Source organism: Pandoraea aquatica, assembly GCF_902459565.1.
Lineage (GTDB): Bacteria > Pseudomonadota > Gammaproteobacteria > Burkholderiales > Burkholderiaceae > Pandoraea > Pandoraea aquatica.
On the sequence record NZ_CABPSN010000001.1, the window covers coordinates 905,177 to 917,238 of the forward strand.

9 protein-coding genes are annotated in these 12,062 nt (G+C 61.8%); 6 read left to right on the forward strand and 3 right to left on the reverse strand.

Features of this window, described 5'->3' with window-relative positions; all coding sequences use genetic code 11:
- Positions 1 to 22: 22 nt before the first annotated feature.
- Entirely contained in the window at positions 23 to 2,878 is a 2,856-nt protein-coding gene (locus PAQ31011_RS03730) for a 2-oxoglutarate dehydrogenase E1 component (protein WP_373275315.1), read from the reverse strand.
- Positions 2,879 to 3,374: 496 nt separating this feature from the next.
- On the opposite strand from PAQ31011_RS03730, the gene PAQ31011_RS03735 reads away from it, so the two are divergent.
- From PAQ31011_RS03735 to PAQ31011_RS03750, 4 genes are all read left to right on the forward strand, one after another.
- On the forward strand, positions 3,375 to 5,243 hold the full coding sequence (locus PAQ31011_RS03735; protein ID WP_150574516.1) for an assimilatory sulfite reductase (NADPH) flavoprotein subunit: 1,869 nt from the start codon (positions 3,375 to 3,377) through the stop codon (positions 5,241 to 5,243).
- A gap of 19 nt (positions 5,244 to 5,262) precedes the next feature.
- On the forward strand, positions 5,263 to 6,993 hold the full coding sequence (locus tag PAQ31011_RS03740; protein WP_150574517.1) for an NADPH-dependent assimilatory sulfite reductase hemoprotein subunit: 1,731 nt from the start codon (positions 5,263 to 5,265) through the stop codon (positions 6,991 to 6,993).
- 90 nt (positions 6,994 to 7,083) lie between these two features.
- Complete coding sequence (locus PAQ31011_RS03745) at positions 7,084 to 7,641, forward strand: nucleotidyltransferase domain-containing protein (RefSeq protein WP_150574518.1); 558 nt, start codon at positions 7,084 to 7,086, stop codon at positions 7,639 to 7,641.
- Positions 7,641 to 8,078, forward strand: coding sequence for a hypothetical protein (locus PAQ31011_RS03750; protein WP_150574519.1), 438 nt, complete (start codon positions 7,641 to 7,643; stop codon positions 8,076 to 8,078). The genes PAQ31011_RS03745 and PAQ31011_RS03750 overlap by 1 nt, the downstream gene beginning before the upstream one ends.
- 87 nt (positions 8,079 to 8,165) lie before the next feature.
- On the opposite strand, the gene PAQ31011_RS03755 is transcribed toward PAQ31011_RS03750, so the two are convergent.
- Together PAQ31011_RS03755 and PAQ31011_RS26865 are read right to left on the reverse strand one after the other, a co-directional pair.
- Positions 8,166 to 8,573 carry a hypothetical protein gene (locus PAQ31011_RS03755; protein ID WP_150574520.1) on the reverse strand — a complete coding sequence of 136 codons (408 nt, stop codon included), beginning with the start codon at positions 8,571 to 8,573 and terminating at the stop codon, positions 8,166 to 8,168.
- 134 nt (positions 8,574 to 8,707) lie between these two features.
- Entirely contained in the window at positions 8,708 to 10,330 is a 1,623-nt protein-coding gene (locus PAQ31011_RS26865; RefSeq protein WP_150574521.1) for a methyl-accepting chemotaxis protein, read from the reverse strand.
- Between the two features lie 321 nt (positions 10,331 to 10,651).
- On the opposite strand from PAQ31011_RS26865, the gene PAQ31011_RS03765 reads away from it, so the two are divergent.
- Positions 10,652 to 10,954: a hypothetical protein gene (locus PAQ31011_RS03765; RefSeq protein ID WP_150574522.1), complete on the forward strand. Its 303-nt coding sequence runs from the start codon at positions 10,652 to 10,654 to the stop codon at positions 10,952 to 10,954.
- A 140-nt stretch (positions 10,955 to 11,094) separates the two neighbouring features.
- A complete protein-coding gene (locus PAQ31011_RS03770) occupies positions 11,095 to 11,727 on the forward strand; it encodes a LysE family translocator (RefSeq protein ID WP_150574523.1) in 633 nt (210 codons plus the stop codon).
- The last annotated feature ends 335 nt before the right edge of the window (positions 11,728 to 12,062 follow it).

Genomic DNA, 12,062 nt, shown 5'->3' on the forward strand with positions numbered 1-12,062 from the left:
GACCGCTGTAAGACCTAACCGGTTACTGCACCACAGTCGCGCCCTTGAGGCTGCGACCGAAAGCCGTATCGAGCAGCGTCTTGAGCTGTTCGTAGTGCTTGGCGTAGTAGCCCACAGCAGGCGAGGCCGAAGCCGGACGGCCGGCGTAGGCCAGCTTCTGACCGGCGCTCATGGCTTCGAGCAGGTGGTGTTCGATGTAGAACCACGGACCCTGGTTTTGCGGCTCGTCCTGGGCCCACACCACTTCGGCGAGGTTTTCGTACTTCTTCAGCTCGTTCTCGAACGCCTTGTGCGGGAACGGGTAGAGCTGTTCCACACGGACGATCGCGACGTCGTTCGACTTCTCTTCGCGACGGCGAGCAATCAGGTCGTAGTACAGGCGGCCCGAGCAGGCCACAACGCGCTTGACCTTGTTCGGGTCGATCGTGGCGTCGGTTTCGCCGATGACGGTCTGGAAACCGCCCTTGACGAGTTCCGACAGGTCGCTCACGGCTTCCTTGTGACGCAGCAGCGACTTCGGCGTGAACACGATCAGCGGCTTGCGCTGCTGACGGATCATCTGACGACGCAGCACGTGGAAGATCTGTGCCGGCGTGGTCGGCTGAACCACTTCCATGTTCGTATCGGCGCACAGTTGCAGGTAGCGCTCCATACGTGCCGACGAGTGCTCCGGACCCTGGCCTTCGTAGCCGTGCGGCAGCAGCATCGTCAGGCCCGAGACGCGGCCCCACTTCACTTCGCCGCTCGAGATGAACTGGTCGATCACGACCTGCGCACCGTTGGCGAAGTCGCCGAACTGGCCTTCCCACAGCACCATCGTGTTCGGCTCAGCGGTCGAGTAACCGTATTCGAAGCCGAGTACGGCTTCTTCGGACAGCACCGAGTCGATCACCGTGAAGGTGGCCTGACCGTCTGCCACGTGTTGCAGCGGAACGTACGTACCGTCGTTCCAGCGCTCGCGGTTCTGATCGTGCAGCACGGCGTGGCGGTGCGTGAACGTGCCACGGCCAGCGTCCTGACCGGTCAGACGGACAGCGAAGCCCGATGCGACCAGCGAGGCGTAGGCCAGGTGTTCGCCCATACCCCAGTCGAGCGGCTGCTCGCCCAGACCCATCTTGCGACGGTCGTTGATGACCTTCTCGACGAGCGGGTGGACCTTGAAGTTCGCCGGAATGGTCGTGATGCGCTCGGCCAGACGCTTGATCTCGGCGAGCGGCACGGCCGTATCGGCCTTGTCGATGTACTTCTTGTTCAGGAACGGCACCCAGTCAACCGCGTACTTGCTCTTGTAGTTCGAGAGCACCGGGTCGATGGTGTGGTGACCGTCGTCCATGGCCGAGCGGTAGGCCTTGACGAAACCGTCGCCTTCCTCGGCCGTGATCACGCCTTGCGTGACCAGCTTTTCGACGTACAGAGCGCGCGTGCCCGGGTGTTGGGCAATCTTCTTGTACATCAGCGGCTGCGTCACTGCCGGAGTGTCTTGCTCGTTGTGGCCCAGTTTGCGGAAGCAAACGATGTCCACGACGGCATCCTTCGCGAATTCCTGACGGAACTCGAGGGCCAGTTGCATGGCCAGCACGACCGCTTCCGGATCGTCGCCGTTCACGTGCAGCACCGGCGCTTCGATCATCTTGACCACGTCCGAGCAGTACGTCGTCGAGCGCGCATCGCGCGGGTCCGACGTCGTGAAGCCGATCTGGTTGTTGATGACGATGTGTACCGTGCCGTGCGTGCCGTAACCACGCGTTTGCGCGAGGTTCAGCGTTTCCATGACAACGCCCTGACCTGCGAAGGCCGCGTCGCCGTGAACTTGCACCGGCAGCACGCTGGCCGCGTCGGCTTCGCCGCGACGGTCCATACGGGCCTTGGCCGAGCCTTCGACCACCGGGTTCACGATTTCAAGGTGCGACGGGTTGAACGCCAGCGACAGGTGGACCGGACCGCCCGTCGTCGAAACGTCGCTCGAGAAGCCCTTGTGGTACTTCACGTCGCCTGCCGGCAGGTCGTCGACGTGCTTGCCTTCGAATTCGGCAAACAGATCCGACGGCATCTTGCCGAGGGTGTTGACCAGCACGTTCAGACGGCCACGGTGAGCCATGCCGATCACGATTTCCTGCACGCCCTTGGCGCCGGCGTGATGCACCAGCTCGTCCATCGCCACGATGAACGATTCGCCGCCTTCGAGCGAGAAGCGCTTCTGGCCGACGAACTTGGTATGCAGATAACGCTCGAGGCCTTCAGCGGCCGTCAGGCGTTCGAGGATGTGCTTCTTCTTTTCAGCGGTGAAGTTGGGCGTGGCACGCACCTTCTCCAGACGCTCTTGCCACCAGCGCTTTTGCACCGGATCGCTGATGTACATGTACTCGGCGGCGATCGAGCCGCAGTACGTGTCGCGCAGCGCCTTGAGCAGATCGCGCAGGCTGGCTTGTTCGAAACCAAAGTACGTGTTCTCTGCCGAGTACACGCTGTCCATGTCGGCTTCGGTCAGGTCGTAGAACGCAGGTTCCAGTTCCGGAATCGCCGGACGTTCCTGACGCTTGAGCGGGTCCAGATTGGCCCAGCGTGCGCCGAGGAAGCGGTAGGCGGCGACGAGCGACTGCACGTGAACCTGCTTGCGGGCAACGGCCAGGTCGGAGGCACCGGCGTGCGACACGAAGGCATTGGCCTTGGCGCGCTGGGCGAACGACTCCACGATCGGGGCGTGAGCCACGTCGTTGGCGTTGGAACCATCAACAGCGGGAACGTTTTGCAGCGCGTCGAAATACTGGCGCCAGTTGTCCGGTACGGAAGCCGGATTATCAAGATACGATTCGTACAGCTCTTCGACGTAGGGGGCATTGCCACCGAAGAGGTACGAGTTCGCTTGGAATTGTTCCATCAAACTCATTTTGCGCTCACCTTTTCACGAGTGTCTCGAGAAATAGCGGGTTACTAGAAACCTTCCGCGACACGGCCTGACCGATTAGCGGATTGCGAGAATCAAGTGGTGCTTGGAAGGACCTGATCAATCACGGCGAGGAGCATAGCACGTTTTCCCAGCACTCACCGCCCCGGAAAGCCGTCTCACGGGGACTTGCGGGGTGCCCGTCGCATGGGTCCCTGCCCCTGTCGTTCTTCCTTGTCCGCGCTGTCGAACACGCGTTCGCATCGTCACGATCCTGCGCGCATCCGACCCTGATTTCGCAGCACCTCCCCCCGAATTGACCGCGAACATGCCGTCATCACGCGTACTTCGATTACTCACCCTATGTCGGATATTTCCCCGTCCCTATATGACGATATGGAAATTGGATATATAAAAATTAATTTTTATTATTTTAATTTCTAAGGCGCAAAACATATGGTGGTGAGTATCCTCTGGAGTCAGCACCGACATGCAAGAGACCTCACCGCTTACCGTTGCGCAAGTCCAGTTGCTCAGCCAACTGGTCGATGGCCTTTCCGCCGAGCAGATGGCCTGGGTACGTGGATTTCTCGCCGGGATCAATCAGTCTGTGCGTCAGACGGGGCATCCGGCGACGGTTGCATCGACAGCGAATGCCAGCGCACCGCAACTCATGATTCTCTATGGCTCCCAGACAGGCCACGCGCAGGAAGTCGCCGAACGCGCGAAGGCACGTGCGGTGGCCGCCGGGTTCAAGGTCGATCTGTTTGCGATGGGGGATTACAAGGCGTCGCGGCTGAAGCACGACAAGTTGCTCCTCGTCGCGGTGTCGACGCAGGGCGAAGGCGAACCGCCGGACGACGCCCGCGACTTCTACGATTTCCTGCACAGCGACAAAGCCCCTCAGCTCGACGGCACGCGCTTTGCCGTGCTGGGGCTGGGCGACTCCAGCTACGAGAAGTTCTGCCAGGCCGGCAAGGACTTCGATACCCGGCTGGCTGCGTTGGGCGCCGAGCGTCTGTTGGCCCGTGTGGACAGCGATGTCGACTACGACACGCAGGCCGAGCGTTGGATCGACGAGGCCATCGAAGCGCTCAAACCACTTGAGCAGGCATCAACTCAGGTCGCCGGATCAACGGCAGAGGCATCGGCCGCAGGTAACGCCGTTAGTCTATTGGACAGCTTCACGCTCGCCGCGCTGGCGGGCGGCATCGGCACGGCGGCAAAGGCCGAGCCGCAATACAGCCGAAAGCACCCGTTCGACGCCCCCGTCCTGGAGAACATCACCCTGTCGGGGCGTGGCTCCTCCAAAGAAGTCCATCACCTCGAGCTCTCGCTGGAAGGCTCGGGGCTGACGTACGAACCCGGCGACGCGCTGGGCGTCGTGGTGAAAAACGACGCCCGATTGGTCGACGAACTGATCGACACCCTCGCGCTCGACCCGCAGGCCACAACCACCACGCACGACAGCACCCTCAGTCTGCGCGACGCGTTCCTGAGCGCCTACGACATCACCACGCTCTCGCGCGCGTTCCTCGAAAAGTACGCCGCCCTCGCCGAGTCGACCGAACTCAGGTCACTGCTCTCGGCGGGCAACGAGACGGCGTTACGCGACTATCTCGTTGGGCGCGACGTGCTCGACGTCGTTCGGCAGTTCCCTGCGCGCAAGCTCAAGGCCGCCGAATTCGTCGGCACACTACGGACACTTCAGCCGCGGCTGTACTCGATCGCGTCGAGTCTGGCCGCCAACCCTGAGGCGGTCCACATCACCGTCGGCGCGGTGCGCTACGACAGTCACGGACGCACGCGTCGCGGGGTGGCGTCGACCTATCTCGCAGACATTGCCCGTGCGGGTGCGTCGGTGCCCGTCTACATCGAAGCCAATCGCAACTTCAAGCTACCGCAGGACGCGCACGCGCCGGTCATCATGATCGGGCCGGGCACCGGAATTGCGCCGTTCCGGGCGTTTGTGGAAGAGCGTCAGGCGCTCGATGCGCCGGGGAAGAACTGGCTCTTCTTCGGCGACCGCAATTTCCGCACGGACTTCCTCTATCAGCGCGAGTGGCAGCGTTATGTGAAAGACGGCGCGCTCACGAAGATCGATCTCGCCTTCTCGCGCGACACCGAAGACAAGGTGTACGTGCAGCACCGCCTGCGCGAGCAAGGCAAAGCGGTGTACGAATGGCTCCAGGAAGGCGCTTTCCTGTACGTCTGCGGCGACGCGGCGCACATGGCGCGCGACGTCCACACGGCACTCATCGACGTCATCGAGGAACAAGGCGGCGTGTCGCAAGAGGTCGCCACCGAATACGTGAAGACGTTGCAGCGCGAGAAACGCTATCAGCGCGACGTCTACTGACGCAGGACAGGCCCCTCACATGACACAAGCCAACCCAGCCGGGGCAGCCCGGTCTGAAGTCGAGAAGATCAAGGACGTCAGTCAGTATCTGCGCGGCACGATTGCCGAGGGGCTGGCCGATCCGCTCACGGGCGCCATCTTCGAGAAAGACGCCCAGTTGTTGAAATTCCACGGCTCCTACATGCAGGACGACCGCGACCTGCGCACGGAACGGCAAAAGCAGAAACTGGAGCCTGCGTATCAGTTCATGATCCGTCTGCGCATGCCGGGCGGCGTGTGCACACCCGCGCAGTGGCTCAAACTCGACGATCTCGCGCAGAGGTACGGCGGCAACACGATCCGGCTCACCACGCGCCAGACGGTGCAGTATCACAACGTCCTCAAACATCAGTTGCGCCCGCTCATTCGAGGCATCGACGAAGTGGCGATGACGAGCATCGCGGCATGCGGCGACGTCAACCGCAACACGTTGGTGTCGAATAACCCGCACCTCTCGCCCGCGCACGCCGAAGCGCTGGACTGGTGCCTGAAGATCGACCAGCATCTGCTGCCGCAAACGACCGCCTATCGCGAAATCTGGCTGGGCGACAAGCGCCTTGGCGCTGGCAAGGAGGATCACGAACCGATTTACGGCAAGCACTATCTGCCGCGCAAGTTCAAGATCGCCATTGCGATTCCGCCGAATAACGATGTCGACCTGTACGCCAACGATCTCGGCTTCATCGCTATCGTGGGCGACGATGGCAAGCTCGAAGGCTTCAACGTTGCGGTCGGCGGCGGCATGGGCATGACGCATGGCGACGCGGCCACGTATCCGCGCACGGGCACGGTGATCGGCTACATCCCCGCCGAGCGCATCGTCGAGGTCGCCGAGAAGGTGCTGCTCGTGCAGCGCGACTTCGGCGACCGGACAAATCGCAAGCACGCGCGTCTCAAATACACCATCGACGACCGTGGCGTGGAGTGGTTCAGAGAAGAACTCCATCGGTATCTCGGCTGGCGTCTGGACAACGCGCGACCGTTCCACTTTACGACCAACGGCGATCAGTACGGCTGGCTCAAAGGCGCGGACGATTTGTGGCACCTCACGCTTTTCGTCCAGAACGGCCGCGTGAAGGATTGGGACGACTATCGGCTGATGACGGGGTTGCGCGAGATTGCGAAAGTGCATGACGGCGACATCCGCATCACGGGCAATCAGAATCTGATCGTGGGGCGAGTGAGCGAAGCCAGGAAACCGCAGATCGAAGCGTTGGTCCGGGAGTACGGTCTGCTCGACGGCAAACACCAGAGCGCATTGCGAATCAATTCGATGGCCTGCGTCGGCTTTCCGACGTGTGGTCTGGCGCTGGCCGAGAGCGAGCGCGCCCTGCCCGGTCTGGTGACGCGCCTGGAGAAGGTACTAGACGACGCCGGGCTTTCGGGTGAACCGATCACGATTCGCATGACGGGCTGCCCGAACGGATGCGCACGGCCGTACATCGCGGAGATCGGTCTGGTCGGCAAATCGGCGGGCAAGTACAACCTGTATCTCGGCGCGGGCTTTCACGGCCAGCGTCTGAACAAGTTGTACAAAGAGTCGGTAAGCGAAGACCAGGTCGTTGCCGAATTGACGCCGCTTTTCCAGCGATATGCGCAAGACCGCGCGCCCAGCGAGCCCTTCGGCGACTTCCTCGTGCGCCACGGCGTCGTCCCGGCAGTCGTGGAGGCCCGGGAAGATTTCCACGGTCAGGCGCGCAGCGAATCGTGAATCCTTAAATTAGGGATGACAGTCCCTATATTGAGGATTTTCATCAAATCCTTATAATAGGGACAACAATCCCTACTTTGAGGATTACTCATGAGCCTCGCCGACTTTCTGTTTACCCCCGGTCTACAACGCGTACTTGGCGCAACACTCCTGCACCCCGAGCGAAGCTTCACGCTTCAGGATCTACTTCGTCTAGCGGACAGCGGTCGGGGTAGCGCACAGAAACAGGTCGACCGTCTAGTTAGCGCTGGCGTACTCAGGGAAGACGAGCGACGTGGCCGTCAGCGGAGCATCCGCGCCAACACCGAATTCGCGCTTTACCCCGAGCTTGTGGGCATCGCGCGCAAGTCCTTTGGTATTGTGGAACCTCTGAAAAACGCCTTGTCTCCGTATGCCGATCGAATCATGGCGGCGTTCGTTTTCGGATCGGTCGCAAAAGGGACAGATAACAGTCGTAGCGACGTTGATTTGATTGTGATTGGGGACGTTCAGCTACTCGAACTCTCTGAGGCCATACATGAAGCAGAACAGCGCTTGATGCGCCCCATCCACTTCTCACTTTATGAATCTTCCGAGTGGGATGACCTGATAGAGTCCGACCCCGTCATGGCCCAAATTGCCGAGAGCCCCACGCTCAGGATTCTGTAATGCCACGCCCAGTCGAGTACGACAACCTCATCGAAAGACGCGCCTTCGAAGCCGTCACGCCCACCCTCGGCGCAGTCGCCAGATACCTGAGCAACGCGGCCGACTACAAAATCACCGCCGACGAGTTACGCGGTTCGCGTCCGATGCAGTTGTTTACTTTGGCTTACGAAGGATATTTCCGGGTCGTCCAAGCGGTGCTCGAGTTCTATCGGGTTCGCACAAAGGAAGCAGGCCGCAATTTAGCGATCCAGCGCGTTTCGACATCGCTCGGCGTGACCTCGCAGGAATTTTCCTTCATCACGAAGGCGCACGAGCGCCGTAACGGGACGTCGTACGAATCCCCTTTCCCGCCGGTTTCAAAGAATGAAGCGGCGACGATGCTTGCGGTGCTAACCAAATACCTACCAGTCGCACACAATCTGACGGGAACACCGTAACGCCCGGCGCTAACCACAGCAGCGCGCCAACAAAAAAGCCCCGGCACTTTCGCGCCAGGGCTTTTGTTCTTGCCGATTCGACTGCTGTCAGTCGTTGCTGCCTGCGTACGGCACCATGCAACGCTTGACGGTGTTCTCGAAATCGCGCGGCAGGTTGCTGCCCGGGGTTTCGAAGTACTCAATGCGCGCACCGAAACCACCTTGCAGAATGTCGACGTACGGGTTGTAGATCGCGTTGTTGTCCTTGTCGTGACCGCGATACACGCGCACGCGATCCGCTCCCTGACGAGCATACGAAGTCGAATCGACGTTCTGGGACAGCTCGCTCCAGCCGTGATAGATGCAGTTGAGCACCATGAAACGATCGGCACTGGTTCCTTGGTCGATCAGTCGACCCGTCGCCGGATCGGGCCGGCTCATCTGGTTGATCGGGCCACAGCCTGCCATCAGGCCCGCCAGCACGGCCATCGTCCCCATCAGCGCCACTCGCTTCATACTTCGACACCCTCAACTGAGCAAAAGATGGGCAATGTTACCCGGTTCGGCGCATCACCGCCACGAACACACCCATCACACGCCCATCGCACGCCCGTCATGCACAGTCTCGGCAGTCGTCCGTCAGACCGCGATCACGCTGCCAGCGAGAGCCGCGTGTCCTCCACGGCATGTAGCGCAACACGCCGCGCACCCGCCGACGCAACACCTTCGTCGCCCAGCCGGAAACGCGCCATCTCCTCGCGCAGCGCGTTCGTCTGATCCTCCAGCGATGCAGCCGCCGCAGCCGCCTGCTCCACCAGCGCCGCGTTCTGCTGCGTGACGGTGTCCATCTGCGTGACGGCCTGATTCACCTGCTCGATGCCACCGCTCTGCTCGTCCGACGCCGCCGAAATCTCACCCATGATGTCGGTCACGCGTTGCACTGCTTGCAGGATCTCGTCCATCGTGCGACCGGCTTCCGTCACCAGCGTCGAGCCGTCCGACACCTTTTGCACCGACGCCTCGATCAACCCCTTGATCTCGCGTGCTGCCGTGGCACTTCGCTGAGCCAGTGTGCGCACCTCGCCAGCGACCACTGCGAAGCCGCGTCCTTGCTCACCCGCGCGCGCCGCTTCCACCGCCGCATTGAGCGCGAGGATGTTGGTCTGGAACGCGATGCCATCGATGACCCCGATGATGTCCACGACCTGAGACGAACTCGCCGAGATGCCCTGCATCGTATCGACCACGCGTGCGACAACCTGCCCGCCGCGCGCAGCGATGTCCGACGCGTTCACCGCCAGTTGGCTCGCCTGACGCGCGTTATCGGCGTTCTGTTTGACGGTTGCCGTCAGTTGCTCCATCGACGATGCCGTTTCCTCCAGCGAGGCCGCCTGTTGCTCGGTGCGTGCGGACAGATCGGTATTCCCCGCCGAGATCTCGGCCGTGGCCGTCGCCATCGCATCACAACTGTGGCGCACGCCGCGGATCGTACCCGCCAGACGCGACTGCATCGTCTCCAGCCCGCGCATGAGCATCGACATTTCGTCCTTGCCGCGCACCTGCACCGGATTGTCGAGCTGCCCTGCCGAGATATTTTCGAAGTGCGTAAGGGCTTCGCCCAGCGGCCGCATGATCGCGCCACGCAGCGAGAAATAGCAGGCGATGGCCATGAGCACGCCCAGCACCGTCGCGCCGATACTCAGCCAGCGGAACGCCGTCAGCTCCGCCATCGAGGCTTCGTACGTGTCTTGCCCGAGTTTCAGCTTGTAAGCCGCCAACGCATCGCTCGCGGCGGTGAGCGATGCGTAATGCTTGGGCAGCACGTTCATCGTGATGTCGTCCATCGCCGTGCGGTCGCGCGCATCGATGGCGGCCAGCATCGGGTCCATGCCCTGGTCGAAGAACGTTGCGCGACGCGTCGCGACATCGTTCGCCAGACGCTGCTCCTCAGCACCATGCGGCAGTGCCTGATAGGCCACCCACGCGGCGTTCGCGTCCTTGATCATGCTGCGCGCGCGCGCCGCCACCTTGTCGGCGTCGGGCGATTCGGGATGCAGGACCACGCGGTCGAGAATCGCGCGGGTGCGGGCGAGTGTGGCGTTGTCTTTACCGAGCGCCACCGTGGCGGCGAGGTGATTGGCGTACGTCTCGCGAAGCGCATCGCCGGTGCGTGTCATGCCGGCAATGCCCAATGCGCCCAACAGAATCAACAAAACAGCCAACAGCGCCATGGTGATGCCCAGGCGCGCCTTGATCGAAAAGCTCCGAAACATGCTGTCGTCTCCGTCTTACGTGATGGGTAGCTCACCCCTGTCTGGCCTCTTTTGGGCCAGTCATACTTGTCACATCGGCGTGCCTCACGCCAGACTTGAGCATCCTGCGGGTTTACGTGCCCGTGCGCCAAGGTATCGGTCGGCGTCGGATTGATCGATATCAAAGGACTGGCGTCCGGCATTCGGCGCTCGCGACGTCTTGTGGATCGAAACGAGGGAATATCGGATAAGCACGGAAGGACGGCAGAATGCTGCGGGTGACTGAGGGAGTCAGCGCGATCTTATTACGTTTTTTATATATACCGACGATATATTCTAATCATGATTGAAGGACTTGAGAAACTGTTGGCTGCAGGCAAAGACAACGCGCTACTGCGCTTCGGCCTTGGCAAAGCCTATCTCGATGCGCAGAACTTCGCCGTCGCGGCCGATCATCTGACCCACTGCGTCGCGTTCGATCCCAAGTACACCGCGGCGTGGAAGCTGCTGGGTAAAGCGCGTCAGGGCGCGGGTGACATCGACGGCGCGCGCGACGCGTGGACGCACGGCATTACCGCCGCGCAAGCCCACGGCGATCGTCAGGCCGAGAAGGAAATGACCGTCTTTCTCAAACGGCTGGGCTGATTTCTCAGGAAATTCAGCGGAATTTTGGCCCGATGTGACTGCACGGTTCAGACAACCGGCATGCCCGCCGAGTGCGTGGTATCTTGCGACTTGCTCTTAAGATACGGCGCGGACGCATCGACGTTCCAGCCACCACAACCATGCCCGCACTCTCCACCTGGCTGGCCTTCGCGCTGGTCGCCATCGGCATGGCCCTGACGCCGGGGCCGAACATGATGTATCTGATTTCGCGCTCGCTGTGCCAGGGACCGGCGGCTGGCCTCGTGTCGCTCGGCGGCGTGGCGGTTGGCTTCGTCGTCTACATGTTGTGCGCCGCCTTCGGTATCACAGCGCTGCTCTTCGCCGTACCGTATGCGTACGACGTGCTGCGCTTCAGCGGTGCGCTCTACCTGCTGTGGCTGTGCTGGCAAGCGCTCAAGCCGGGCGGCCGTTCGCCGTTCGAAGTGACGGCACTGCCCAAAGACAGCAACCGGCGTCTGTTCACCATGGGCCTGTTCACGTCTGTGCTCAACCCGAAGATTGCGATGCTGTATCTGGCCTTGCTGCCGCAGTTCGTGCATCCCGAGCACGGCAGCGTACTGACGCAGTCGCTGGTGCTGGGCCTCACGCAGATCGTGGTGAGCGTGGCGGTGAACGCCTCCGTCGCCCTGTCGGCGGGTTCCATCTCGCGTTTCCTCGGTCAACGCCCCGCGTGGCTGCGCATCCAGCGCTGGCTTATGGGCGGTATGCTCGGCGCGCTGGCGCTGCGCATGGCGACCGAAGCGCGCCGCTGAGCGTGCGTCATGTCGCTTAGTTGGCCGCTTGGTTGGCCGCTTGGTTGGCCGCTTGGTTGGTCGCTTAATCGACCACTTAATCGACCACTTAATCGGCCGCCGGGCGAACGCCGCACGCGGACGTCGCTCTAACCCTTCGCCGTCTGCCACGCAGTGCCGCCCTCCCACTTTTTTGGGGGTGTCGCCCCGGGCGTGGCATACTGCTCCGATTTCGCCGCGCGGCGGGGATCCACGCAGCGCTAGGCCGGCCGGCCTGTTCCCATCCTGCATTCTTCGTTGGGTATGTCCTTGAAGTATTATTTGCCGCCTCGTGCGCCGTCGCATCGCGCGCACCG

Coding starts and splice junctions, on each gene's coding strand:
- PAQ31011_RS03730 (WP_373275315.1), bottom strand. CDS start 2,878: ATGGAACAATTCCAAGCGAACTCGTACCTCTTCGGTGGCAATGCCCCC.
- PAQ31011_RS03735 (WP_150574516.1), top strand. CDS start 3,375: ATGCAAGAGACCTCACCGCTTACCGTTGCGCAAGTCCAGTTGCTCAGC.
- PAQ31011_RS03740 (WP_150574517.1), top strand. CDS start 5,263: ATGACACAAGCCAACCCAGCCGGGGCAGCCCGGTCTGAAGTCGAGAAG.
- PAQ31011_RS03745 (WP_150574518.1), top strand. CDS start 7,084: ATGAGCCTCGCCGACTTTCTGTTTACCCCCGGTCTACAACGCGTACTT.
- PAQ31011_RS03750 (WP_150574519.1), top strand. CDS start 7,641: ATGCCACGCCCAGTCGAGTACGACAACCTCATCGAAAGACGCGCCTTC.
- PAQ31011_RS03755 (WP_150574520.1), bottom strand. CDS start 8,573: ATGAAGCGAGTGGCGCTGATGGGGACGATGGCCGTGCTGGCGGGCCTG.
- PAQ31011_RS26865 (WP_150574521.1), bottom strand. CDS start 10,330: ATGTTTCGGAGCTTTTCGATCAAGGCGCGCCTGGGCATCACCATGGCG.
- PAQ31011_RS03765 (WP_150574522.1), top strand. CDS start 10,652: ATGATTGAAGGACTTGAGAAACTGTTGGCTGCAGGCAAAGACAACGCG.
- PAQ31011_RS03770 (WP_150574523.1), top strand. CDS start 11,095: ATGCCCGCACTCTCCACCTGGCTGGCCTTCGCGCTGGTCGCCATCGGC.